The following is a 24,801-nucleotide window of genomic DNA, read 5'->3' as shown; positions in this document are numbered from 1 at the left end:
CAAATGGGGACGTATCAATATTCTAAACCAGAAAACATCACACAATACAAATTATTCCAGTGGGGTATATTATGAAAATAATTGATGAACTTAACAAAGATGCAGAAAAGAACGCATCTCAGATTAGGACATTCATTGAAGAGAAAGTAAAGGATTTTAAGAAAAAAGGAATTGTTGTAGGAGTTTCAGGTGGAATTGATTCTGCAGTTATACTTGCGCTGGCAGTTCAGGCTGTAGGTAAGGAGAATGTTTACGGATTAATACTTCCTGAAACTGAATCAGCCAGCAGCAGCAAAGAACTTGGAGCAAGACTTTGTGAGTCACTGGATGTTTCCTATGAAGAAGTCCCGATCACCCCAATATTGCAAGCACTTGACATATACGGTAAAAAGGATCAGATAATAAAGAGAACCTGCCTGGAATATGATCCAAATATCCATAAGACCTCACTGGTCCTGCCCAGCCTCTTAGAAAATGATATGTTGACCATTCCATCCATAAGCCTTGTAAAAGATGATGAGATGGTTGCAAAGAACAGGTTGAAAGCAAAGGACTATCTCGAACTGATCGGTATCCAGAATGTGAAACAAAGATCAAGAATGTTGATCCAGTATCTATACGCGGAAAAGAATAATTATCTTGTATGTGGTACCACTAATAAGACCGAATATCTTCTGGGGCAGTTCGTGAAATATGGGGATGGAGGAGTGGATATCGAACCTCTGTCAGACTGCTACAAGACCCAGGTCTATGCATTAGCAGATGTGCTTGGCATCGATAAGGAAATAATAGAAAGGCCACCAAGCGCCGATACATGGAGTAGCTACACATCTGATGAGGACTTTTTCTGGCGTATGCCGATACATATCATGGACCAGCTGCTATATTCACAGGAACACGACCTGCCAATGGAAATAATTGAAGAGAATACAGAACTGTCAGAGGAAACAATAAACAAGGCAAAAAGAGGCATTGACAAAATAAAAAGTGCATCCAAATACATCACATCCGGGCCTCCCATATGTTATCTTGACAAATGATTTCGTATCAGAGATAACGACATCAATTTATCATGCTCAAACTTGAACTATTCAAAAAAAGGAAGCAAAAATGCTCAAAGATAAAGTAGTACTGATCACAGGAGCAAGCCGTGGGATTGGAAGAGCTACAGCTCTATTGGCAGCAGAGAACCATGCACATGTCATTATTAACTACAAAGAAAGTGAAGAAAAAGCAGCTGAACTTGTAGAAAACATTACTGAGAAAGGGCTTCAAGCCACCATGATAAAAGCAGATGTTTCTGTTGAGAATGAAGTCAAGGACATGTTCGATTTTATTAAAAAACACTACTCTAAACTTGATATACTTGTTAACAATGCCGGAATATTGAAAAGTAATCTGTTGGCGATGACAAGTACTGAGTTATTTGATCATACCATTGATGTTAATTTAAAAGGAACATTTCTATGTAGTCGATACGCCTCAAACATGATGAGAAAACAAGGATCAGGAAAGATAATTAATCTCTCATCAGTGATAGGGTTAAATGGAAATGCTGGCCAAACAGTATATTCAGCGAGCAAAGCAGGGGTAATCGGATTTACGAAGTCTGCAGCAAAAGAACTTGGCAGATATGGAATTACTGTAAATGCTATTGCACCAGGTTTCATTGAAACTGATCTGACCAGAGATATTAAAGAAGAAGTTCGCGAAAAAATTATATCAAACATAGCTCTTGGTCGAAGTGGTAACCCGGAAGATGTTGCAAAAGTGGTTTTATTTTTAAGCTCAGAGCTTGGGAATTATGTAAGTGGTCAGGTAATATCTGTTGATGGATGTCAAATAATCTGAACAATTGATAAATTCAAATTGAAATGACAGACAATCGAAAGTTATTGATCCTTACTTAATCGATATCCAAATACTACAAATCCAAGTATAGTGAGAAGTAAGACTACACTAATAAATCCACCAGCTATCATCGCAATTTCTTTGAATATGAAAGCCTGTTTCCAAAAGATATCAATAAAGATTATCATTAGAAGTAAAAGAAAATAGGATAATAAACTGTAAGCCATAGATAGTTTCCATTTTTTCATTCTATCACTCACCCTTTTTTATGAGATTATCAATCCTTTTGTCTATATTTGGATGCGTATTAAACATTGATAGATACACATCATAAGCATCTTTAATATACAGGAAGTTTACAGGAAACAAGTGAGCATGACCAGGATTTATTTGTCTGTGGAATGACTCGATCTGACTTTCAAGACGTTTCAGCATTTCTGGCAGTAGGTTCGGTCTGCCAGTTATCTCTTCCACAACTTCATCAGCAGCATACTCCCGAGAAGAAGAGATCATAAGCTGTACCAGCAATGCTGCTGGGAGCGCTATAAGACCCATTATAAAGAAATAAATTAATTTAGGTATTGGGTTATTTTCTTTGCCAAACACTGCCATCAACGATAAATGGAAAGCAACAGATGAAGCTCCTACCAAAGTACCAGCAAAAAGAGCTGTGATAGTATTTATTGGAACATCCCCATTCCTAATATGGCCAATCTCACGAGCAAGCAATGCTTCAATCTCAGCTACACCAAAAATCCCCATTGCACCAGTGGATAAAGCTACATTATATTCGGGGCCGGTCCCTACCGTGAAGATAAGGGGTATGGGTGAATTAAAATTGTACATTCCAACTGTAGATATTCCTGCCTTCTCAGAGAGTTTTTTCAGCACGCCCACCTTCTCTGCACGATACCATTTAAGGAGAAGTTTGCCACTATACCGATAGAGGCCGTAGCTTATCCATATGGACATTACCAAGACTATTTCAGCAGCAAAAAGACCTGAAATGAAAAAAGCTAATGCTGAGACAAGTATTGATAACAAAACAAAAAAGAGAATGATCTTAGTAGTGTTTCTTATGAATACCCCTCACCAGCAGCTTATAATATACAATTATTAGAATTGTATTCTATGTTATAAAAGGTTTCTAAGGATATATAAAACACAGAAATTAAAAACTAAGTTGCATCATTTCTACACTATCAGATGAAACTGACACAAAGTAGAAAGATACAACAGAAGATGTAATTGATCAGATACCCTTAGATATTACAGTTGCAACTTTGCTATCCCTTCGTGTACAGACTTAGCAGACCTTGAAAATGCCTGTTGCTGGCTTTCGCTCAATTCAAGTTCGAGGACTTTTTCTACGCCATTCTTACCTAATATTACAGGCACTCCTAAATACAAGCCGTTCTCACCATATTCTCCCTGCAAGTAAGCGGCTGCAGGAAGAACTCGCTTTTGGTCATTAATTACGGATTCGACCATAGCTGCAATGGCTGCTGCCGGGGCATAAAAAGAACTGCCAGTCTTAAGATATTCAACAATTTCAGTTCCGGCGTTGACAGTGCGCTGTACCAGCCTATCGATCGTTTCTTCAGGAAGTAATTCTGGTAGCGGAACTCCTGATACTGTGGTGTATTGTGGCAATGCAACCATGGAATCGCCATGTCCTCCAAGTACCAGTGCAGAAACGTCCTTTACTGAAATTCCAAGTTCCATTGCAATGAATGCTGCAAACCGGCTTGAATCTAGTACTCCGCTCATTCCAAATACCCGATTCGTTTCCAATCCAGTATATTTCTGTGTGGCATAGGTCATTATGTCCAGTGGATTGGATACCGTGATAACTATGGCTTCAGGTGCATATATTGCTACATTTTCACAGACCTCTTTTATGATATTTGCATTGATCTTCATCAGGTCGTCCCGTACCATTCCTTTTTTACGGGCAATTCCTGCAGTAATGATCACAATATCAGAACCTGCAATGTCAGCGTAATCTGTTGTGCCTAGAATGTCCACATCGTATCCAAGAACAGGAGCAGCCTCAATAATATCAAGTGCCTTCCCTTCAGGCAGACCATCAACAACATCGGTCATAACAATATTCCCAAGTTCAAGTTCTGCAAGACGCTGAACCGTGGTAGAACCAACGTTACCTGATCCTATGACTGCAATTTTCTTCATTTCGTAACAACCCCCAAGTGATTAGATATATCAAATTATCAGTACCCCATAATCTATAGTTTGACACTCAAAACTAATATATGTTTTCTTAGTTTTGTTTGAATCTGCCAAAATGTAAACCAAAATAAGAAAAACTCTAAAATCAAAACCACCTTACTCAAACATTTATATCCTCAAAGACCAATCTATCACCGATCAGCTATGGAACTAGAGAAGCTACTTGAAAAGTTATCCAATGCACACGGCATATCCGGATATGAGAATGACATTAAACAGATAATGGAAGATGAGATCAAACCATATGTGGATGAGATAAAGACCGATAAGATGGGAAACCTCATCGCCACAAAGAAAGGGGAAGGTCCTACCATCATGCTGGCAGCACATATGGATGAGATCGGGCTGATGGTACAGTACATCGACGACAACGGATTCCTGCGCTTCGTGAAGATAGGAGGATGGTTCGACCAGACGCTTCACAGCCAGAGAGTGGTAGTTCACGGAAGTAACGGACCCCTTCCGGGAGTCATCGGATCAAAGCCGCCGCATGTCATGAAAGAGGAAGACAAGAAACGACCGGTAAAGGCAGAGGACATGTTCATCGATATTGGTGCAAAGGACAAAGAGGATGCCATCAACATGGGAGTAGACGTCGGAACTGCTATATCCATTGACAGAGATTATACAAATCTTGCCAACGGAATTGTCACATGTAAAGCCTTTGACAACCGCGCAGGCGTTACAATGCTTATCGATGCAATGAGACAGCTATCAGAAAGTGATGTTAAGGCAACTGTCCATGCCGTGGGCACCGTGCAGGAAGAGGTCGGGCTTAAAGGAGCACGCACATCTGCTTTCGGGCTGAACCCTGATGTTGCAATAGCAGTGGATGTTACATTCCCCGGAGACCACCCCGGCATCGAAAAGAAGGATTCAGCACTCGAGATGGGAAAAGGTGCTGTCATCACCGTTGTTGATGCATCCGGAAGAGGACTCATTGCAGACAAAACCGTCGTGAAATGGCTGAAAGAGACCGCCGAGGAAAATAACATACCATACCAGCTAAACGTAGGCGGTGGCGGTACAACAGATGCTACTGCAATACACCTGACGCGTGAAGGCATTCCTTCAAGCACTATCAGTGTACCTACAAGGTACATTCATTCCCCTGTTGAGGTATTGTCCCTTGAGGACCTTAAAGCCTGTGCAAACCTTATCGCAAAGGCAGTACTCACTGTTGACAGGTATTTCTGATGCCTTTCTGGCATCTCTTTTTTATTTTGATCAAATCTATCAGGTTTGAAAGTGATAGATACAAGAGCATAAATGGATTTGATCAACATATCCGATCAGGCAAGCTCCACACCAAAAGTACTAAAACCAATAGGAGTATTATTTTGGCTGTTATAGTCAGCGACATGTATCTATAAATAACATCTTGATTATTAGTGATAAATCTGAAGATCACGATAGAAAAGAAAGACAGAATTCGCTGAAATAAAAAAATAGAACTGAGGGATTACATTATTCGAAAATATCCGGTTTTTGGACACAACTTTACGAGACGGTGAACAGACACCTGGTGTCGCACTGAAAACAGAAGAGAAAGTATGGATCGCACGCAAGCTTGACGATCTGGGAGTGGACATCATCGAAGCAGGCTCAGCCATCACTTCCGAAGGCGAGCGCGAAGCCATTCGTGCTGTGGCAGCTGAAGGGTTGGACGCAGAGATATGCAGCTACTGCCGTATCATGCAGCAGGATGTGGACTATGCCTTAGAATGCGATGTGGATTCAATTCACCTCGTAGCACCTGTATCAGACCTTCACATTAATGTAAAGCTCAAGAAGGACAGGGAAGCATTAAAGGAAATGGCATTAAGCGCCACGGAGTATGCAAAGGACCACGGTCTTATAGTAGAGCTTAGCGGAGAGGATGCATCCAGGGCAGATCTGGAATTCTTAAAGGACCTGTACAAAGCAGGCGTGGAAGTAGGTGCTGACAGGGTATGCTTCTGTGACACTGTAGGATTGCTTGTGCCAGAAAGAACGACCGAGATATTCAAAGAACTTTCATCAGCCATCGATGTACCGGTAGCCATTCACTGTCATAATGACTTCGGCCTCGCTGTCTCGAACACCATCGCAGCATTGAATAGCGGTGCAAGAGAAGCACATATGACGATCAATGGTATCGGTGAAAGGGCAGGAAATACAGCGCTTGAAGAGGTCGTAATGGTCCTTGAGTGGCTCTATAAATACGACACCGGGATAAAGACCAATGAGCTTTACAAGATTTCAAGACTTGTCAGCCGCCTGACCGGACTCGCTGTAGCACCTAACAAATCCCTTGTTGGTGGAAATGCATTCACCCATGAAGCAGGCATCCATGTACATGGATTGCTGGCAGATACTTCCACATATGAACCAATAACTCCTGAGAGCATTGGACGTGAAAGACAGATCGTGCTTGGAAAGCATGCAGGAAAGAGTTCCGTAACACTTGCATTAAAAGAGCTGGGACTTGATGTTGATGACTCACAATTGAACGAGATCGTGGGCCGTGTCAAGCAATTGGGTGACCATGGAAAGCGTGTCACAGATGCAGACCTCCAGACGATCGCTGAGACTGTGCTTGATATCTATCGTGAAGCAAAGGTCAAGCTCGAGGAATTCACTGTTGTTTCAGGCAATAAGGCAATACCAACAGCCTCCGTGCGACTGATAGTTGACGGAAAAGAGGTAGTTGAAGCCGGTATCGGAGACGGACCTGTGGATGCAGCCTTTGAAGGAATACGTAAGGCTATCTCAGGTGTTGCAGACATCCATCTTGAAGAATATCATGTGGATTCGATCACCGGAGGAACTGATGCACTTGTAGAAGTACTGGTTAAACTTTCCAAGGATGGAAAAATGGTCACTTCAAGAGGTGCACGTACCGACATAATCATGGCTTCTGTGGAAGCCGTCATTAACGGAATCAACCAGCTTATACAGGACTGAACATTCACATACAGGACTGAACAGCTATAATAACAAACTGAAAAACAAACATTTGAACATATATTGATAATATCTTACCGATCAACTAAAAGGAAAAGATAGCATGACCGGAAAACCAGAAAGAATGACAGGCGCAAGAGCATTCGTCGAGTGCCTGTACAGGGAAAATGTCGAAGTCATATTTGGATATCCAGGTGGCGTGCTGCTCCCTATCTATGATGAACTCTATGATGCACACCTGCACCATCTACTCGTCAGGCACGAGCAGGCAGCAGTCCATGCAGCCGAAGGATATGCAAGAGCTACAGGTAAAGTAGGTGTCTGCCTGGCAACATCAGGCCCGGGAGCAACAAACCTTGTCACAGGCATAGCAAACGCATACATGGATTCAATTCCAATGGTAGCTTTCACCGGACAGGTACCAAGCTCAATGATAGGCAACGATGCCTTCCAGGAAGCTAACATCACAGGCATTACGATGCCTATCACAAAACACAATTATCTTGTACAGGATGCAAATGATCTGCCAAGGATCATCAAAGAAGCATTCCATATCGCTTCCACAGGCAGGCCGGGCCCTGTACTTATTGATATGCCAAAGGATATTACAACCACTGAGATCGATTTCGTATATCCTGATAAAGTAGAGCTTCGCGGCTACAAGCCAACATACAAAGGCAACGCCCAGCAGATCAAAAGAGCTGCAGCAGCTATAGCAAAATCAAAAAGCCCTGTCATCTATGCAGGTGGCGGAGTTATCGGAGCAGATGCAAGCAAGGAACTGGTAGCTTTTGCCGAGAAGATCAAGGCACCTGTCACAAGTACATTGACCGGCATAGGCGGATTTCCAAATGATAATGATCTTTACCTGGGGATGCTGGGAATGCATGGTACCAAATACGCCAATTATGCGGTACAGGAATCAGACCTTTTGATCGCTGTCGGAGCACGTTTTGATGACAGGGTCACTGGAAAACTCCAGTCATTTGCACCAAATGCGAAGATCATCCACATAGATATCGATCCGGCAGAGATCTCAAAGAATATCACTGTAGACATACCTATCGTTGGAGATGCAAAAGACATCCTCAAGTCACTTCTGACATATGTCACCGAGTGTGATACAAAAGAATGGCTTGCCAAGATCGCCATATGGAAACGAGACTTCCCTCTTTTCTATGTCAACAGGGATGATGCCATCAAACCACAGTACATTATCGAGCAGATCAATGAAGCATGCCCTGATGCTATCATCGTAACAGAGGTCGGACAGCACCAGATGTGGGCTGCCCAGTACTTCAAATACAAAGAGCCACGTACATTCATAACCTCAGGTGGACTGGGGACCATGGGATACGGATTCCCGGCTGCCATCGGTGCAAAGCTCGGAAGACCTGACAAGGTCGTATTCGATGTTTCCGGTGACGGATCGTTCCAGATGAACTCTCAGGAGATGGCAACTATCGTACAGAACGATATTCCGATCATCATCGCACTGTTCAATAACGGATATCTTGGAATGGTAAGGCAGTGGCAGGCGCTGTTCTTTGAGCACCGGTATTCACACACGACCATAGAGAACAGCGTGGACTTTGTCAAACTGGCAGAAGCCTACGGCGCACTTGGAATTCGTGTGAATAAGCCTTCAGAGGTCAGACCTGCAATTGAAAAGGCAATTGAAGCAAACCGACCTGTGATCATCGACTTCATAGTCGAACGAGAGGAGAATGTATCACCAATGGTACCAGCAGGTGCAGCAATCAACGAAATACTTGATCTGGAGAGGACACAATGAAACATACACTTGCTGTTCTGGTAGATAATAAATATGGAGTACTGGCAAGGGTTGCAGGACTCTTTTCACGACGTGGTTTCAATATTGACAGCCTTGCAGTGGGAATCACTGAAGACCCCACGATCTCAAGAATGACAATTGTCGTCCGTGGTGATGACCACGTGCTTGAGCAGGTCACAAAGCAGCTTAACAAGCTTATCGACGTCATTCGTGTGACAGATCTTGGCTCTGATGAATCCGTTGAAAGGGAACTGGCACTCATAAAGGTGAATGCCGATGCCAACAACCGTGCTGAGATCATCCAGATCGTGGACATCTTCAGGGCAAGGATCATTGACGTTGCTTCAAAATCAGTTACCGTTGAGGTCACAGGAGATTCCAACAAGATCAAGGCGATCCAGTCATTGCTGAAACCTTTCGGGATCAAGGAAATGGCAAGAACCGGTAAGGTAGCACTTACAAGGGGTTCTAAAAGTTCATAATCGAATTATTTTGATCTATTAAATACGGAGAAATAAATATGGTAGAAATGTTCTATGACAAAGACGCCGATCTTGGCGCACTAAAAGGCAAGAAAGTAGCTGTAATGGGTTACGGAAGCCAGGGACACGCACAGGCTCAGAACCTTCACGACTCAGGCCTTGATGTTGTCATCGGTCTCAGGGAAGGCAGCCGCCGCTGGGAACAGGCAGAGAACGATGGTCTTAAGGTCATGACCGTTGCAGACGCTGCAAAAGCTGCAGATGTAATCCAGATCCTCCTCCCTGACGAGATCCAGTCACAGGTATACTACTCTGAGATCGAGCCAGGACTTGAAGCAGGCAATGCGCTTGTATTTTCCCACGGGTTCAACATCCACTACAACCAGATCGTACCATCAAAATATCTGGATGTCTACATGGTCGCACCAAAAAGCCCGGGACACCTTGTAAGAAGGACATACAATGAAGGCGCTGGTGTACCAGGACTTATTGCTATCTACCAGGATGCAACTGGCAATGCACATGAAATGGCACTCGCACACGCAAAGGGTGTCGGCTGTACAAGAGCCGGTGTCATCGAGACAACCTTCCGCGAGGAGACCGAAACCGATCTGTTCGGTGAGCAGGTCGACCTCTGTGGTGGTGTTGCAAGCCTCATCAAGACATCATTTGAAGTACTTGTGGAAGCAGGTTACCAGCCAGAGATGGCATACTTCGAAACACTCCACGAGCTCAAGCTCATCGTTGACCTCATCCACGAGGGCGGTCTTGAGAAGATGTGGTATTCAGTCTCCAACACCGCAGAATATGGCGGTCTTACAGTAGGGCCACAGGTCATCAACGAAGAGTCCCGTGAAGCAATGTACATTGCACTCGAGAGGATCCAGAACGGAGAGTTTGCACGCGAGTTCGTCCTTGAAGGACAGACAAACCATGCGGTACTTACCTCCATGGAGCGCCTGGAGAACGAGCACCCTGTAGAGGTCGTTGGTAAGAAGCTCAGGGCAATGATGCCATGGCTCAACAGCGAGCTCAACGAAGAGTAAATTAAATTATACATTTTTCAGGACAATCGTCCTGAAAACCATTCTTTTTTTGTTATAAACATGTCAACTACTATAGAGACCATACTTGCACGCAGAAGCATTAGGGAATATACGGAAGCTCCTGTGAGCAAAGATGATATCAACACCATTCTGGAATGTGGAAGATGGGCACCTTCAGGACTTAACAACCAGCCCTGGAAATTCATTGTCATACAGAACGAAGACGCCATCCGGAAGATAGCGGAATGTACACATTACTCAAAGGTAGTGCTTCAGGCAAAGGTATTGATAGCAGTATATCTCGATCAGGACACCATGTACCATCACGATAAGGACGTACTTGCCATCGGAGCTTCCATACAGAACATGCTTCTTGCCTGTACTGATCTGGAACTTGGTGCGGTCTGGCTTGGAGAGATCCTAAAGAAGAGCGAGCAGGTAGATGTTATTCTGGAAGTACCGGAAAGTTTCGAGCTTATGGCAGTCCTTGCTATTGGCCACCCGGTAGAAAAGGAGCGGTCATCGACAAGGAAATATCTCGAAGAGATCACATTCCAAGAAAAGTATGGTGCAAAGTGGGCAGGTGAAAATTAAAGCCTTCCATACACTTATTTTATTTCCACATATTTTATTTCGCCTTTTTCATCGCATTCCTGCGAGCTGCAGCTGCTGCTTCACACTTGCGGTTAGCACAGTATTCTTTGGCATCTTTCCCCTGCTCTTTCACACGTATGAAATGCCAGCCACAGCCATTACATACCTTATCTGTAACGGTCAGTCTTCCTGTCTTCGGGACAGATTGCGTATGTCCACAGCGTTTAGTACATCCCAGAAAACGGGAATCCTTGGTAGTGATCAGGAACATCTGACCATCGCAGGACGGACACGGACCTACCACTTCAGGAGGGAAGCATTCTTTTTCCAGGTCACATGAGAAGCATGGACCAATACCAACAGACCAGTAGTATTTGTTCCCCACCTTTATTACCGCAGCACCACCTTTTTTACACTTACGGGAGCGCTGCACCGCCAGTGCACCAGCTTTAGGAAGCGGGAATGTGTTCTTACACTGCGGATAGCCTGTACATCCCACAAAACGACCCTTATCCGTACTAACTATGCGAAGCATACGATTGCATTCGGAACATGTGCCAATATGGCTCTTCTTGTCCGCTGCAACTGCTTCATCAGTAATTGTACCTGCTATCTGGGAGACCATAAGATCACGGTTCTTCAGCAGATGGGAATACATCTCCTTGATAAGGGCAGTGCCTTCCTCAAGGGCCTGTGGGAACTTCTTAGTTCCATCCTCCACATCCTGAATAAGAGATTCGATCCGGGCACGGATATCCGGTTTGACAAGTATGGGCACAGAGCTGTTCAGTGCATCCATCAAGGTGAAACCTGTATCCATTATTGCAATGGTCTTGCCCTTTATTTCAAAATAGCCACGTTTCTTGTTCGTTTCGATATGAGAAGGTGCGGTTGCCTTGGTACCTATACCATGTTTATCCATAAGGGTCAGCAACTCTGCTTCCGTAAGCTTTTTTGGAGGCATTGTCTGCGACTTTACGTTGTTGATCTTCTTCACATCTACAACATCACGCTCTTCGAGATCAGGCAAGAGCTTATCCTTTGGTTTCTCAAAAGGATACACTGCAAGCCAGCCGGCACTCTTCTGAATAGAACCTGTGGAATCGAATAGCTCACCCTCTATTGTGAGCTCAAAGCGTGTCTTCTCAAAGACAGCTTCAGGTAGCAGGTTTGCAATAAAGTGCCTTACGATAAGGTCATAGATATCCCATACATGAGGCATCTTGACAGCTTTTTCCACTTCTGCACGGGAACCAGCCTTGATCGGATGGATAGGAGGGTGGTCATGACCATCTTTCTTCCCGTTACGGGGAGTTATTGTGTTCTGAGAGAGAAGAAGCAAGGCAAAGTCCTGGTAATCGCCTCTGGTAAATCCTTTGAGGATCTTCTTGAAATCCATATCATCGGCATACTTGTTGGTCTCTGTCCTGGGATAACTTGTAAAACCGGAAAGGTAAAGCTGTTCTGCGATCTCCAAAGCCTTTTCAGGACTTACCCCAAGGTATTTGGATGAACGTTTCAGGAACTCAGTGGTGTTAAGAGGGAACGGAGCATTGGTTTTCATCTCCTTTACGGTCTTCTTTGATACCACCGCGGTCTTACAGCCTTTGATCTTGCTGAATATAGCATCCGCTTTTTCCTTTTCATAGATATGACCTCCGCGGTGGGCCCCTGCAAAATCGGTTCCTTTCCCGATAAAAAGCCCTTCTATCTTCCAGAAGTCCTTTGAATTGAAATTGCGTATGGCAAGCTCACGCTCATAGACGAAACCACACGTCGGCGTCTGACAGGGGCCGACAGACAACACGCCTTTGGTCCTTGCACGCTCCCTCACGGAAAGGGTTACAAAGCGAGTAAATGCTGCACCCATCTTCAGGTCAAGTATCTGTCTTGCCTCCGCGGACATTGCCATGTTCTCATCCGGCTCCACAAGATTGGTAAAGGCCTTCTCTATCTCACTTTTTGAAAGAGAAGAGAATCTGGCACGCTTGACTGTTGATCTGGATACCTTTTCAGCGATGGATTTCGCCTCAAAACCGATATTTTCCCCTTCCCTGTCAAAATCGCAGGCAAGTACGAGAAGGTCAGCATCCTGTGAAAGCTTCAGTATCGCATTGCCAAACGGGGCTTTTGTGATCTGTTTTACCGGTTCGGTGTCCAGAAGCATAGCAGGATCAACATCCCTCCAGTTATTGAACTCCTCCGGGTAATCATAGCCCATGATATGTCCTGCAAGTCCCATTACTCTCCATAGGACACCGTTCCTCTGGAACTCATAAACAGGAACCCCGGCTACAATTGTTCGTCTGGCCGAGCCGCCGGCTAATATGTTCGATATCTGGGCTGCAGCTTTGTTCTTCTCTGTGAATACGACTGTGGTCATGGAAATTCAGGTAAATAACGTTTTCAAATCGCGGTACTGTTCCTAAAAAAGGAGTGACATAAAATGGTACTAACAGTACATTAATTATCGTATTTACTTACCATATCGATCAGATTCATAAAGAGCAAAAAAGATCATTTTTCCAACGAGCTAAGAGATGGAGAAAAACAATTCAACCTCATCAAAAACTTCATAATTGTTCAAACCAATATATTATCGGAGGGTAACTATGCAATGTACTGTTTGCGGAGTCGAAACTGAAAACAAATATTGTAACGATTGTGAAAAGATACTGGAAGAAATTATCCAGAAAGTAGGGGAAAAGCGCTGGAGTGCAATTGACGATTGCTCATATATCTATCCTATGATAAAAAGGGCAACCAAAGGAGAACTTAGCGTTAATGACATAATCAACGCAATGGAAGTTGAAGATTAAAAATAAATAAACTTTCAGGGGATATGGAATCAAATATTTCCTTAACCCCTCATACTATCCTCACTGCTTATTTTTTAAGAACAATAGCTACTGGTAATCCGGTAGAGATCAACTATTCTGCAATTTATTCTTTAATAGTTAAGCCATCAAGGAAATAAAAAAGCTGGATTTGAGAAATTCAGGAGATTTAAGAGATCAAAAGATGGTGAGCCAAGAAGCTCACCTTGAAACCATGACGTCTACTTTGGAATGACGCAGAACTTCCTCTGCAACACTTCCAAGAAGTAATCTTGTAAGTCCTGTCTTTCCAAGACTTCCCATTACAATAAGATCCATTTTACCATCTTCTGCATACTTGACGATCTCTTCTGCCGGATGACCCTCAAGGACCACAGTTTCAACTTCAACACCACTTGATGAGCAGGCATCTGCAACTTGTTCAACAGCCTTTTTAGCCTCCTCCATCATGACCTTGAATGGTACTTCCCACTGCATCATCCTGGAGCCTATAGGCATTGAAGAAGATGGATGTGTAGGCACTACACAAATCGCATATACCTTTGCATCAAGTTTTTTTGCAATATCGATCCCGGATAAGATCGCCCTATCCGCATTCTCTGATCCGTCAGTAGCTATCAGGATCTTCTTATATTCATTAGCAGTCACACAATTATCCCCTTGTTGATCTGTAAGCAGTGCTTGTTGCACTTTGCCAAATAAATATAAACTTCAATAATATATCAACTTTCCCAAAACATAATAAGAGACTGATATTCCTGAGAGTATGAAAGATATATATGTATCATTGCTGTATTGAATCCTAAGAACCGGCTATAATCATGCTAAAAATCATTTTTTCGGAGTTACAATGACGTTAATGGAAGATGCAAATAAGGGCCTTATCACTCCAGAGATAGAACGTGTGGCAGAGGTAGAAGGTATCGATGCAGATACAGTTAGATCCTGCGTTGCAAAAGGGCTTGTAACGATCCCAAATAACATCAAGGGAAAATCCCGGGCATTCGGTATCGGGAAATATATGAGCGTAAAGATCAACGCTAATATCGGGACCTCAAGGGACTTTGTAGACATTGAAGATGAAGTTGAGAAAGCTAAGGTCGCCGTTGCCTATGGCGCTGACACGATCATGGACCTTTCCACAGGCGGAGACCTTGACCTGATACGTCAGAGGATCATGGATGCGGTGGATGTACCAATAGGTACCGTACCAATATACCAAGCTGCAGCTTCCCACAAGACCGTTGTTGATATGACATCCGATGACATGTTCAATGCCGTGCGTAAGCATGCTGAGGACGGAGTGGACTTTGTCACCGTCCATGCAGGTGTCAACTACAATGCAATCGAGAGACTCAAGAACAGCGACAGGATCACAAATATGGTCAGCCGTGGCGGTTCATTTACCTTTGCGTGGATGACACACAACGAACAGGAAAATCCTTTTTATGCAGAGTATGACTATCTTGTTGAGATAGCAAAGGAATATGACCTTACCTTAAGCCTTGGGGATGGCATGAGACCGGGATGCATACATGATGCATCTGACGGACCGAAGTTCATGGAATTTATCACACTCGGTGAACTTGTGAGCAAAGCAAGACAGTCTAACGTACAGACCTTTGTTGAAGGTCCCGGACATGTCCCGTTGAACGAAGTTGAGCTCAGCGTAAGAGCAATGAAGGAATTATGCCATCAGGCACCACTTTACCTGCTGGGGCCACTTGTTACTGACATTGCACCTGGTTTTGATCACATCACAGGTGCGATCGGAGGTACACTTGCCGGCATGTGTGGCGCGGACTTCCTCTGCATGACCACACCTGCAGAGCACCTTGCACTTCCAACAGTCGAGGATATCCGTGAGGGTGCCACTGTCACTAAAATAGCAGCCCATGCTGCCGACCTGACACGCGATGGTCAGAAAGAGCGTGCACGCGCACTGGACAACAGGATGGCAACAGCCCGTGCAGAGCTTGACTGGGATACCCAGTACGAGATCGCTATTGATACCGAAAGGGCTCGCACTATCAGGGAGAACAGGTACACCGGAAGCGATGCATGTTCCATGTGCGGTGAGCTTTGTGCAATGAAGATCGTCAAGAGTGCACTTGAAGAGAGCAGGCAGAAGAATAATTCTTCTTCCTGATATATTCTCATTTTCCCTTAATTCTTTCTTCTTTTTTTCTACTATTTCTTCTATTGATCAGTTTCTTCTTTGCTTTCTTTTTAACTGATATTTAGCTTCCGTTTCCATCTTTTAACCTTTAGCTTCTTTTTTGATCAAGGCATTACGATTCACTTGCCATCATAGCCAAACCTGACGAAATATCGAAATGTTTAAATTGACTAAACTCCATATAGAAACTTGTCGATAAGTCGACGAACTTGCAGATCATAGGAGATGAAACAATGGGTATTCCGACTGATCAGAATAAAAAAAAGAAACAGGTGAACTTAGATGCTTGATAGCTGGATATTTTTCCCGATAAATGCAATAATGTTCCTGATGTTTGCAGGGCTTGCAGTAGCAAGTACACTATTCTGGCTCTGGATGCTTATCGACTGTGTAATGAACGAACCGTCACAGGGAAATGATAAGCTTATATGGGTAATTATAATAGTATTTACTCAGTTATTGGGAGCATTGATCTATTTCTTCTTCAGAAGGCCAAAAAGGATCGCACCGGAAATATCAATGAGTTCAGAAAATTAAAAAGTACATAGGAGGGGGAACATATGGTAGAAAGAGGCATGAAAAGTATGATACGGGATTTTTTTGGCGTGGTCACACGTAAACAGACCTATCTGAACCTCACATACCTGTTGTTCTCTTTCCCGCTTGGAACAGCATATTTCATTTTCCTTGTGACCGGTCTTTCAATGGGCCTAAGCCTTTCTATCACCCTTATCGGCATTCCTATACTCCTGTTGATGCTTGTTGCCTGGTGGGAGCTGGCATCCTTTGAGAGGCAACTTGCTATCTGGCTTCTGGGAATTAACATCCCGCCAATGGAATCCCGGAAGATCACAAACCAGAAGATGACAGAGAAACTGAAAGGATATATCATGAACCCGGTCACATGGAAAGGACTGGTTTTCCTGTTCATCAAATTCCCACTGGGAATATTCACGCTAATAGTTTCATTCACGCTAATAGCACTCACAATAACCCTAATTGCGGTACCCTTTATCTATAAGACCGCTTACATGGATCTCGGATCATACCAGGTGGATTCACCGGGAATAGCCATTGCGATAATGTTTGGGGGCCTGCTTTTAGGAATCATCTCATTGCATATCATGAATGCTCTTGCAAAGCTTTCCGGAATAGTGGCCTACCACCTGCTTGGAAGCACAGGGTCTGCAGGCATCGATGAGAATGATTACACATACATCGAGATCGATGACGATGCAGAAGAGGAAAGCCTAGGCACAAAAACGGAAGCAACCCTGGAAACAACGGCAGAAATCGAAGATGTGGATAATGTTGGAACTGAAAAGAATCCAAAGGATTGAGATGTTGACAAGGAACAAATTGTGTTCCTACCAATGAAGCTCATGCCACCAATGAAGATGGCATCAAAATGAATAGTATAAGGCCAGTAGAAACCGATCTAAGATCAAACCTTCATTTTACCCAAATTGTTGTAGAAATCAAGTATCAATAATGTTAGCTTATTATCAAGGTTCAGGCTAAAGGTGCGTATCTGTTTACCAAGGCGCTTCTCGGTAACAATGTTCGCTTCAAGCAGCGGTTCGATCACCCTTGCGACACTTGAATGGGAAAGACCGGTCTCCTCTGCAATGCCTGATAAGTAGGTGGACTCACCTTTGTGGTGAATAAGGTTCTTCAGAACAGTTATCTGTGCCGTCTTTCCGAATATTTTTTCAAGAGCATCCATTAATATCATCATTAAATATACAATAATAACTTATAAGACTTTCTAATAATTGGCTGGTAGATTCAAAATATGAAGAGGCCTCATTATATTTAGAAAGGCTTTAATAATATCATTCATTTATGTTTAGATATATTTCAAAGTTGTGGTATATATGGAAAAGGAAACGCTTGACAAAGACATCATGAGACTTCTCGAGGAACAGCCGGACATCAGCACCAAAGAAATTGCAGAGAAGCTATCTGTTTCTGAAGACGTGGTGGCAAAAAGAGTAGAGGTCCTTTCAGATACCAGAGAGAAGATCCTTATCGTGGATGATGAACCTGATGCCGTCATCGCTACCAAAAGAGCACTTGAAGCAGATGGATACAATGTCATTGATGCAGGAAATGGTGCTATGGCATTCGACCTCCTGAGATCCGACATCCCTGACGTGATCCTTCTCGATGTAATGATGCCGGATATGGACGGCTTCGAGGTATGTAAGAGACTAAAAGAAGATCCTGTGTACAGGAACATACCTGTCATAATGCTTACTGCAAAAGGAGAGATCGAGGATAAGGTAGGTGGTCTTGATATCGGAGCAGATGACTACGTAACAAAACCTTTCAACCTGAAGGAACTGAAAGCGAGGATCAAAACGGTGCTAAGAAGAGCACAGGACTGATACTCATAACGCACTCTTTGTGCTGACCTCACATGTTTGCCAGAAAAAGCAGATGGAATGCGATCATCGTTCTTATTATAACGATGCTCTTTATCAGCTCGATCCTATTTTTAGGGATCAGGGCCAACACTGAGGTTGAAGAGCAGTTCATTGAACAGTTCAAGCAGGGGCAAACATCACAAGCACAGCAGATCTCTACCGGCATAACGACTTTCCTTAATGAGAAGGTTACCATGCTGGAGGTTCTTTCCATACAACCCAACCAGATACCAGATGATAATTTCGAACTCATCTTTGCCAACATATATGAAAAATCAAAGGGTTTTTACGTTATTGAATATGCGGACGAGAACGGAACTATAATATCAGGGTATCCCGAAGAGAACACACCGCTTGGATACAACCTGTACGAGAATGAAAAGAGCATTCCTTTTGACATAATACAGCAAACCGGTGAAACTTATATCACTGACCCGCTCACCACATTTGAGAAAGAACTGGCAATATATGTTTGGGTGCCTGTATACGTCGGTGAAGATGATTTTAAAGGCGCCTTTGTTGCAGTTATCGAGATCGATGAGATCGCTGAAGAGACGATAAAAACGGAAAATCCTGCAGGATATATCTACCTGATCAACGACCATGCAAGACTTCTCTACGATAGTGCTGAGACAGAACTTATTGGAAAGAACTACTTTGACATTGTGAACGAACCTGATGTCAGCCGCCTTGAAATAATCGGAATGCAGACAGAAGGACTCTCAGGAAGTGGCAGTTTCTCGGAAAGGAACGAGAACGGTTTCCTGGAGCAGAAGATCATATCCTACGAACCTGTGATATGGAAGAACCAGCAGTGGTCCGTAGGTGTTGTTACACCGCTGTGGTATGTGGAATCACTTGTCCAGTCAATATACATTAAGCAGGGACTCTTTGCAATGATCTCTGTTGCATTCATTCTCTTCATCGGCTCATTTATAGCACTGATCCTGTTCTCTTGGAACAAGACACTTGAGGATGAAGTAAAAAGTAAGACATCGGAGCTGGAAAGGTCGAACGACTACCTGCAAAATGCCAACCGGAAACTGAAAGAGCTTGACAGGCTCAAGAACGATTTCGTGTCAATGGTATCACATGAGCTGAAAACGCCATTGACAGCAATGAAAACCTCCAGTGAGTTCATGAAGGAAACCGAATGCGACCCTGAGGTCAAGGAAGAGATGCTTGATCTTATTATACGGAACATTGATCGTCAGGCAAGAATGGTGGATGACCTTCTGGACATCTCACGCATTGAATCCGGCAGGATGAAGTTCAATCCGGAAGACGTGAATGTAAGGGATATCGTTGAGACTTCCCTGCAGACAGTTGAAAAGCAAGCGAAGGATAAAGGAATTGATATCAAGGTTGGATATCCGGAAGAGAGCCTTACCATCAAGACAGATAAGGACAAGCTTATCCGGGTATTTGTGAACCTCCTGACGAACGCCATCAAGTTCACACCACATAATGGAGAGGTGGAGATCAGCGTAACGGATTTCGGAGATCACATCCAGGCAAGTATCAGGGACAATGGTATCGGCATATCCGCTGAGAAGCGAGAAAAAATATTCGATAAGTTCTATCAGGTTGACAGTACCGCTACAAGAAAAGCAGGCGGCACAGGTCTTGGGCTGGCGATCATCAAAGGAATTATAGATAGACAGGGCGGCAGCATATTCGTGGAAAGCGAGACCGACAAGGGCAGTACTTTCACATTCAGATTACCAAAAGAGCTTAAGGAAGAAGACTTCACAGAGATAGAGCAGTATTAAGGGAGAAACATGAAATTAAAGATAAAAGCATTATTGGTTCTCATCATTGTAGCGACGATATTCCAGAGCGGATGCACCTCCATAGATGAAGAAAGCTTCAATGCCGATATTGAAGGATATGCGGATCCTATTGCAGAAAATGCACTCCAGGCCATCAATGAGCAGAATTACACCAAATTCTCCGCTGATCTGGACCTGACGATGAAAAAAGCATTCACAGAAGAGATCTTTCTGAAGTCTGCATACATAATCCAGGATGAACTGGGCAACTATACTTCAAAAGAACTGCTGGAGATCAATGCTGCTGAAAGGCATACTGTTGTTATATATCGGGCCAACTTCGAGAAAGAGACTGATGATGTGATATTACGGCTGATATTCGTAAATTCTGACGGGCAGGTGCAACTCCGAGGATTTTGGCTTGAATCTTCACAATTAAGAAAACGTATGGCTCTGGAACGATAAGATAAGATCTCCAGACCTTCCTACTTTTGCTCTTCTTTTTTTCTGATCAAATTTCAGTCCCAGCTATAAAGCCCCAGACAGGCATGCATGTATGCAGTTATGCAGCCATACAAGTATCTCATTCTAAAGATGAACAAAAAATATGGCATCAGAAGAGAACTTCGAGTTGGAAAGGAGTGTGTGGTGTTTGTCTGTGTGTTAGGGTAGTGACTCATCAGTTGTCAAGTAACTACTCAAAGTTCTCTGCCAATGTACAAAACAATAAATACCCGAATTATACATAAGCCTTTCCATAAATGGACGAGTTTTTTGAAATATATTTTGTTTTATAATTGCAACAAAAATAAATTGCCGTTAAGCTTATAGCCCATCAAGTCTATGTGATGGTTCAGTGGTACCTGAAAATTGAACGAAAAACAAGATATCAGGTATCTAATTCAAACAAAAATGGGCTCGTGGTCTAGCTGGTTATGACGTTGCCTTCACACGGCAGAGGTCGGGTGTTCGAATCTCCCCGGGCCCATCTGGTTTTTCTGATGCGCTTGATTGCGGTTTTGATAGCATTGCGACTTGTTCTTCCAGTGCAGATAGTCGGGTTTCTACGTCTGAATGAGACGGAAGTTGACACTACTTAATGGTTTATGAGAGATGCTAAAAAAGAATGCACAACTCCCAGCTCAATCACCAGGAATGTGCACGAATTGCCCTTATTTCCAGACGATCATGGCTTGATCTGAATTCTACCTTTCTCTATCTCCGTTATCGGATCTGCATAGTCTCCAGTATCTACACCACCAACATTATTGTCGTAGATGATAGTTGTTGTATTCCAGATCTTTATCCTGAACATGTCAGTATCAGCGCTTGATGTGCGTTGTGCATCAATTACTGATATCAGGAACTCATAGTTGCCCTCACCGTTGATCGTACCATTTCCTTTGTAAGTGGCCTTGTGACCTGCAACCACCATCCATTCATAATCGGCGGAATAGAAATTCAAATCATCAAACTCGAACTGAGTCTCACCAGTCAGTGCACCTTTCTCGTACTCTGAATTGAAATCGAATGTTGCCACGCCCGTAAGGCCCGAATCAGCCACATATGCACCTGCAAGTGAGTCAAAACTTCCTTTACCGGCTACAGATCCGCTTGCTGGATCATACACAAGCACATAGCGGAAGTCTGTATCACTACCACCATCATCATCTTCAACAGTGAATGTGACATTGTACAAACCAGAGGTCGCATATGTGTGATTTGCATCCACAGCACGGTCACCCGGGGGTATAATAATATCAATATCATCTGCTGCATTATCTCCCCAGTCTATGGTAAAATTATGAGTATCTTCGATACCAGGATCGAGGAATTCTGCAGTTAAATTCACTTTAGTACCAACTTCAACTGGTTCAGTTTCCAACACAGCAAGGGATGTTATGTTTGGTGCGACATTGTTGACAGTTACTGTTGTAGTTGCAATACCCTCACCTCCGCCATCATCGATCACAGTCACACTCACAGTATAGTCATCTGATGATGTTCCGGTTGGGTCGTCATCAAGGTACTGATGGGTTTCATTGAAAACGGTTGATCCTGCCGGATAAGGGAAGGTTTCATTGTACCCATCACCCCAGTCGATCACCACATCAAAAGTATCAAGAATTCCGGGGTCACTTATGGTACCAGAGACGTTTGCAAAATCATTTTCATTTATTACATCTCCAACTGCAGTTACAGTTGGTGCAACATTATTGACAGTCACTGTCGTAGTATCAATATCTGAGGCTCCTTCATCATCGGTAACCTTGACAGAAATTGCTCCTGAATAGTCGTCATACCATGTGTGTAGAACACTAACACCTGTACCATCATCAAATTCCCCATCGTCATCCAGATCCCATTTATATGAGACAATTGACCCATCAGGATCATAGGAACCCGATGCATCAAAGGTTATAGTTGTACTTTCGTTCCCTACATAAGGTCCGTTGGCATCTGCCACAGGTGGCTGGTTTGCGGGTGCAGATATAACCGGCCAGAACATCAGTGGATAGTTGTCATCATTACTACTGTCGGGTATGTCGTAGGGCGTGTCGCCAATGCCGTCACCATCGCTGTCCGCGCCTGGGTAGTCAGAATAGTAGTTACCTGTGTAGTTTACGTAGTTGCTACCATTGTAGGTATAGGCCAGCATCTCGGTTGAGTTCCAGATGTTGATTTCGGAAGTAAAAATCTCAACGTTTTTCGTGTTGTTGAAGTAGTTGTTGTAGATGAGGTTGTCGATGGTGGAAGCCTCCAGAAGACGGATGCCGTAGTAGATATTGTTCGACACAGTGTTGCTGGTCAGATTGTTGTTGGAGGAATCCTCCAGAAGTATGCCCCAGTAGTTGCCCGATACCGTGTTGCTGGTTAGGTTGTTGTAGCCGCCATAATACAGGACGATGCCATGACCAGTGTTGTTCGACACAGTGTTGCTGGTCAGATTGTTGTTGTAGGAATCCTCCACATAGATGCCGTCATTGACATTGTTCGACACAGTGTTGCTGGTCAGATTGTTGTTGTAGGAAGACGACAGAAAGATGCCGTAACGGTTGTCCGACACAATGTTGCCGGTCAGATTGTTGTTACTGGAACGATCCAGATAGGGACCATACAGATAGATTCCTTGCCAGTTGTTCGATAAGATGTTGTTAGTAACAATGCATCCTTCAACTCCATTAAGAAATATTCCATTAGCAGTTGTAGCACCGATCACATAAAACCCGCTGATGTTCACGTTATCTGCAGTCACCTTGAAAACGTCAACGTCCGTAGCGTCAGCCACAACAACAGCATGACTCGAAGATTTGATTGTTAACTCCTTGTTAACATCCACGTTCTCTGTGTATACCCCAGGATGGACAATGATCGTGTCACCGTTGTTTGCGCCATATACAGCATCCTGGATAGAATCTCCAGGATACACATTCCACTCAGTTGCTGCTGCAGTTCCTATGCTCATTAAAGCTAAAGCCATTCCAAAACAAATCAGTATACTTTGTTTAATTCTCATTACTTCCACCACCTTATTAATTGCAATCTTCAGAATCATCTACATCTGTAGAGATCACGATCACTAAGGCAGAACATGCCAAAAAAAACATCAGGTACAAAAAAGGCAGTGCCACCTTGTCGTCCACCACAGACGAATATGAACCTTTAGTTAAAGTTTATATTTTATTTTATAAGTACGTTGTCAAAGAATATCAGATTCAACCTCAATTCCTCTGATGGACTTTTTTATCGGTAATATTGTTACATTATTACAACACAAATTTCCCACGATTTTATGATACTCAGTTTTTGCCTGTTTAACTTTGTTAAGGTAATGTGCACTGCCAACAGTGGTTGCAGCTCTACCTTGAATGAAATCAGCAATGCTTACCATAATTCCATCAGAAGTTATAGCATTGAAATTTCATTTGCAGAAATTTTTGAATCAATTTCTAGCTTAAAAAAAGGAATGCACGACTCCCGGCTCAATCACCAGAAGTATGTGCGAATTGTCCTTGTTTCCAGACGATTATGGTTTGATCTGGATTCTACCTTTCAATATTGGTGTTATCGAATCTGCATAGTCTCCAGTATCCACACCGACACCAACATTATTGTCGTAAATGACAGTTGTTGTATTCCAGATCTTTATCCTGAACAGGTCAACATCGGTGCTTGATGTACGTTCTGCATCAATTACCGATATCAGGAACTCATAGTTGCCCTCACCGTTGACAGTACCATTTCCTTTGTAAGTGGCCTTGTGACCCGCAACAACCATCCATTCATAATCGACGGAGTGGAAATTCAGACCCTCAAACTCGAACTGCGTCTCACCTGTCAGCACACCTTTCTTGTACTTTGAATTGAAAACGAAAGTTGCCACGCCCGTAAGACCCGGCTCATCCACATATGCACCTGCAAGTGAGTCAAAACTTCCTCTACCTGCTACAGATCCACTTTCTGGATCATACACAAGTACATACTGGAATTCTGTATCACTGCCACCATCATCGTCCTCAACAGTGAATGTGACATTGTACAAACCAGAGGTCGCATATGTGTGATTTGCATCCACAGAACGGTCAGCCGGGGGTATAATAATATCAATATCATCTGCTG

The 24,801-nt window shown here is 43.4% G+C and carries 23 protein-coding genes and 1 tRNA gene; 16 read left to right on the top strand and 8 right to left on the bottom strand.

Annotation, left to right across the window (positions count from 1 at the left end):
- Positions 1-71: 71 nt before the first annotated feature.
- On the top strand, positions 72-1,040 hold the full coding sequence (gene nadE, locus BMX02_RS08925; protein WP_091690348.1) for an NAD(+) synthase: 969 nt from the start codon (positions 72-74) through the stop codon (positions 1,038-1,040).
- A 70-nt stretch (positions 1,041-1,110) separates the two neighbouring features.
- Positions 1,111-1,851, top strand: coding sequence for a 3-oxoacyl-ACP reductase family protein (locus BMX02_RS08920; protein WP_091690347.1), 741 nt, complete (start codon positions 1,111-1,113; stop codon positions 1,849-1,851).
- Positions 1,852-2,103: 252 nt separating this feature from the next.
- On the opposite strand, the gene BMX02_RS08910 is transcribed toward BMX02_RS08920, so the two are convergent.
- Together BMX02_RS08910 and mdh are read right to left on the bottom strand one after the other, a co-directional pair.
- Positions 2,104-2,895, bottom strand: a complete 792-nt coding sequence (locus tag BMX02_RS08910; RefSeq protein WP_135644086.1) for a M48 family metalloprotease — start codon at positions 2,893-2,895, stop codon at positions 2,104-2,106.
- Between the two features lie 225 nt (positions 2,896-3,120).
- Positions 3,121-4,044, bottom strand: a complete 924-nt coding sequence (mdh, locus tag BMX02_RS08905; protein ID WP_091690344.1) for a malate dehydrogenase — start codon at positions 4,042-4,044, stop codon at positions 3,121-3,123.
- A 201-nt stretch (positions 4,045-4,245) separates the two neighbouring features.
- Between mdh and BMX02_RS08900 the strand changes: the two genes are divergently transcribed.
- The 6 genes from BMX02_RS08900 (at position 4,246) to BMX02_RS08875 (ending at position 10,964) form a co-directional block, all read left to right on the top strand.
- On the top strand, positions 4,246-5,298 hold the full coding sequence (locus tag BMX02_RS08900) for a M42 family metallopeptidase (RefSeq protein ID WP_091690343.1): 1,053 nt from the start codon (positions 4,246-4,248) through the stop codon (positions 5,296-5,298).
- A gap of 264 nt (positions 5,299-5,562) precedes the next feature.
- Positions 5,563-7,047, top strand: coding sequence for a (R)-citramalate synthase (locus BMX02_RS08895; protein WP_177165264.1), 1,485 nt, complete (start codon positions 5,563-5,565; stop codon positions 7,045-7,047).
- Positions 7,048-7,150: 103 nt separating this feature from the next.
- Complete coding sequence (locus tag BMX02_RS08890) at positions 7,151-8,842, top strand: acetolactate synthase large subunit (RefSeq protein WP_091690341.1); 1,692 nt, start codon at positions 7,151-7,153, stop codon at positions 8,840-8,842.
- A complete protein-coding gene (gene ilvN, locus BMX02_RS08885; RefSeq protein ID WP_091690340.1) occupies positions 8,839-9,324 on the top strand; it encodes an acetolactate synthase small subunit in 486 nt (161 codons plus the stop codon). Before BMX02_RS08890 ends, ilvN begins: the two co-directional genes overlap by 4 nt.
- Positions 9,325-9,362: 38 nt before the next feature.
- Positions 9,363-10,370: a ketol-acid reductoisomerase gene (gene ilvC / locus BMX02_RS08880; protein WP_091690339.1), complete on the top strand. Its 1,008-nt coding sequence runs from the start codon at positions 9,363-9,365 to the stop codon at positions 10,368-10,370.
- Positions 10,371-10,430: 60 nt separating this feature from the next.
- On the top strand, positions 10,431-10,964 hold the full coding sequence (locus tag BMX02_RS08875) for a nitroreductase family protein (RefSeq protein ID WP_091690338.1): 534 nt from the start codon (positions 10,431-10,433) through the stop codon (positions 10,962-10,964).
- A gap of 34 nt (positions 10,965-10,998) precedes the next feature.
- Here BMX02_RS08875 and BMX02_RS08870 read toward each other — a convergent pair whose 3' ends face one another.
- On the bottom strand, positions 10,999-13,347 hold the full coding sequence (locus BMX02_RS08870; protein WP_091690337.1) for a DNA topoisomerase I: 2,349 nt from the start codon (positions 13,345-13,347) through the stop codon (positions 10,999-11,001).
- A 229-nt stretch (positions 13,348-13,576) separates the two neighbouring features.
- Here BMX02_RS08870 and BMX02_RS08865 point away from each other — a divergent pair, with 229 nt between their 5' ends.
- Positions 13,577-13,783 (top strand): hypothetical protein, encoded by a 207-nt coding sequence (locus BMX02_RS08865; RefSeq protein WP_091690336.1) that lies wholly within the window; start codon positions 13,577-13,579, stop codon positions 13,781-13,783.
- A 219-nt stretch (positions 13,784-14,002) separates the two neighbouring features.
- On the opposite strand, the gene BMX02_RS08860 is transcribed toward BMX02_RS08865, so the two are convergent.
- A complete protein-coding gene (locus BMX02_RS08860; RefSeq protein ID WP_091690335.1) occupies positions 14,003-14,449 on the bottom strand; it encodes a universal stress protein in 447 nt (148 codons plus the stop codon).
- 202 nt (positions 14,450-14,651) lie between these two features.
- Between BMX02_RS08860 and thiC the strand changes: the two genes are divergently transcribed.
- The 3 genes from thiC (at position 14,652) to BMX02_RS08845 (ending at position 17,320) form a co-directional block, all read left to right on the top strand.
- On the top strand, positions 14,652-15,950 hold the full coding sequence (gene thiC, locus BMX02_RS08855) for a phosphomethylpyrimidine synthase ThiC (protein WP_091690334.1): 1,299 nt from the start codon (positions 14,652-14,654) through the stop codon (positions 15,948-15,950).
- Between the two features lie 312 nt (positions 15,951-16,262).
- On the top strand, positions 16,263-16,517 hold the full coding sequence (locus BMX02_RS08850) for a PLDc N-terminal domain-containing protein (RefSeq protein WP_091690333.1): 255 nt from the start codon (positions 16,263-16,265) through the stop codon (positions 16,515-16,517).
- Between the two features lie 23 nt (positions 16,518-16,540).
- Positions 16,541-17,320: a sensor domain-containing protein gene (locus BMX02_RS08845; protein ID WP_091690332.1), complete on the top strand. Its 780-nt coding sequence runs from the start codon at positions 16,541-16,543 to the stop codon at positions 17,318-17,320.
- Between the two features lie 104 nt (positions 17,321-17,424).
- On the opposite strand, the gene BMX02_RS08840 is transcribed toward BMX02_RS08845, so the two are convergent.
- On the bottom strand, positions 17,425-17,706 hold the full coding sequence (locus tag BMX02_RS08840) for a MarR family transcriptional regulator (protein WP_091690331.1): 282 nt from the start codon (positions 17,704-17,706) through the stop codon (positions 17,425-17,427).
- 151 nt (positions 17,707-17,857) lie between these two features.
- Between BMX02_RS08840 and BMX02_RS08835 the strand changes: the two genes are divergently transcribed.
- The 4 genes from BMX02_RS08835 (at position 17,858) to BMX02_RS08820 (ending at position 21,169) form a co-directional block, all read left to right on the top strand.
- A complete protein-coding gene (locus BMX02_RS08835; protein ID WP_091690330.1) occupies positions 17,858-18,370 on the top strand; it encodes a response regulator in 513 nt (170 codons plus the stop codon).
- A gap of 32 nt (positions 18,371-18,402) precedes the next feature.
- Positions 18,403-20,181 carry a sensor histidine kinase gene (locus BMX02_RS08830; protein WP_091690329.1) on the top strand — a complete coding sequence of 593 codons (1,779 nt, stop codon included), beginning with the start codon at positions 18,403-18,405 and terminating at the stop codon, positions 20,179-20,181.
- Between the two features lie 9 nt (positions 20,182-20,190).
- Complete coding sequence (locus BMX02_RS08825; RefSeq protein WP_091690328.1) at positions 20,191-20,646, top strand: DUF3887 domain-containing protein; 456 nt, start codon at positions 20,191-20,193, stop codon at positions 20,644-20,646.
- 449 nt (positions 20,647-21,095) lie between these two features.
- Positions 21,096-21,169, top strand: a tRNA-Val gene (locus BMX02_RS08820).
- A 198-nt stretch (positions 21,170-21,367) separates the two neighbouring features.
- On the opposite strand, the gene BMX02_RS08815 is transcribed toward BMX02_RS08820, so the two are convergent.
- From BMX02_RS08815 to BMX02_RS11925, 3 genes are all read right to left on the bottom strand, one after another.
- On the bottom strand, positions 21,368-23,698 hold the full coding sequence (locus tag BMX02_RS08815; protein ID WP_177165260.1) for a NosD domain-containing protein: 2,331 nt from the start codon (positions 23,696-23,698) through the stop codon (positions 21,368-21,370).
- Positions 23,699-23,881: 183 nt separating this feature from the next.
- Complete coding sequence (locus BMX02_RS08810; protein WP_280176533.1) at positions 23,882-24,091, bottom strand: integrase; 210 nt, start codon at positions 24,089-24,091, stop codon at positions 23,882-23,884.
- A 117-nt stretch (positions 24,092-24,208) separates the two neighbouring features.
- The coding region (locus tag BMX02_RS11925) for a PKD domain-containing protein (RefSeq protein WP_218138500.1) at positions 24,209-24,801 on the bottom strand (593 nt) is incomplete at its 5' end.

The organism is Methanococcoides vulcani (assembly GCF_900111645.1).
GTDB classification, from domain to species: domain Archaea; phylum Halobacteriota; class Methanosarcinia; order Methanosarcinales; family Methanosarcinaceae; genus Methanococcoides; species Methanococcoides vulcani.
Note: the sequence above shows the minus strand (reverse complement) of the source record. Positions and strands in the feature narration are given on the sequence as shown.

What these genes read in the sequence shown, in the direction of transcription:
- nadE (WP_091690348.1), top strand. Translation starts at nt 72, where the DNA reads ATGAAAATAATTGATGAACTTAACAAAGATGCAGAAAAGAACGCATCT.
- BMX02_RS08920 (WP_091690347.1), top strand. Translation starts at nt 1,111, where the DNA reads ATGCTCAAAGATAAAGTAGTACTGATCACAGGAGCAAGCCGTGGGATT.
- mdh (WP_091690344.1), bottom strand. Translation starts at nt 4,044, where the DNA reads ATGAAGAAAATTGCAGTCATAGGATCAGGTAACGTTGGTTCTACCACG.
- BMX02_RS08900 (WP_091690343.1), top strand. Translation starts at nt 4,246, where the DNA reads ATGGAACTAGAGAAGCTACTTGAAAAGTTATCCAATGCACACGGCATA.
- BMX02_RS08890 (WP_091690341.1), top strand. Translation starts at nt 7,151, where the DNA reads ATGACCGGAAAACCAGAAAGAATGACAGGCGCAAGAGCATTCGTCGAG.
- ilvN (WP_091690340.1), top strand. Translation starts at nt 8,839, where the DNA reads ATGAAACATACACTTGCTGTTCTGGTAGATAATAAATATGGAGTACTG.
- ilvC (WP_091690339.1), top strand. Translation starts at nt 9,363, where the DNA reads ATGGTAGAAATGTTCTATGACAAAGACGCCGATCTTGGCGCACTAAAA.
- BMX02_RS08875 (WP_091690338.1), top strand. Translation starts at nt 10,431, where the DNA reads ATGTCAACTACTATAGAGACCATACTTGCACGCAGAAGCATTAGGGAA.
- BMX02_RS08870 (WP_091690337.1), bottom strand. Translation starts at nt 13,347, where the DNA reads ATGACCACAGTCGTATTCACAGAGAAGAACAAAGCTGCAGCCCAGATA.
- BMX02_RS08865 (WP_091690336.1), top strand. Translation starts at nt 13,577, where the DNA reads ATGCAATGTACTGTTTGCGGAGTCGAAACTGAAAACAAATATTGTAAC.
- thiC (WP_091690334.1), top strand. Translation starts at nt 14,652, where the DNA reads ATGACGTTAATGGAAGATGCAAATAAGGGCCTTATCACTCCAGAGATA.
- BMX02_RS08850 (WP_091690333.1), top strand. Translation starts at nt 16,263, where the DNA reads ATGCTTGATAGCTGGATATTTTTCCCGATAAATGCAATAATGTTCCTG.
- BMX02_RS08845 (WP_091690332.1), top strand. Translation starts at nt 16,541, where the DNA reads ATGGTAGAAAGAGGCATGAAAAGTATGATACGGGATTTTTTTGGCGTG.
- BMX02_RS08840 (WP_091690331.1), bottom strand. Translation starts at nt 17,706, where the DNA reads ATGGATGCTCTTGAAAAAATATTCGGAAAGACGGCACAGATAACTGTT.
- BMX02_RS08835 (WP_091690330.1), top strand. Translation starts at nt 17,858, where the DNA reads ATGGAAAAGGAAACGCTTGACAAAGACATCATGAGACTTCTCGAGGAA.
- BMX02_RS08830 (WP_091690329.1), top strand. Translation starts at nt 18,403, where the DNA reads ATGTTTGCCAGAAAAAGCAGATGGAATGCGATCATCGTTCTTATTATA.
- BMX02_RS08825 (WP_091690328.1), top strand. Translation starts at nt 20,191, where the DNA reads ATGAAATTAAAGATAAAAGCATTATTGGTTCTCATCATTGTAGCGACG.
- BMX02_RS08815 (WP_177165260.1), bottom strand. Translation starts at nt 23,698, where the DNA reads ATGAGAATTAAACAAAGTATACTGATTTGTTTTGGAATGGCTTTAGCT.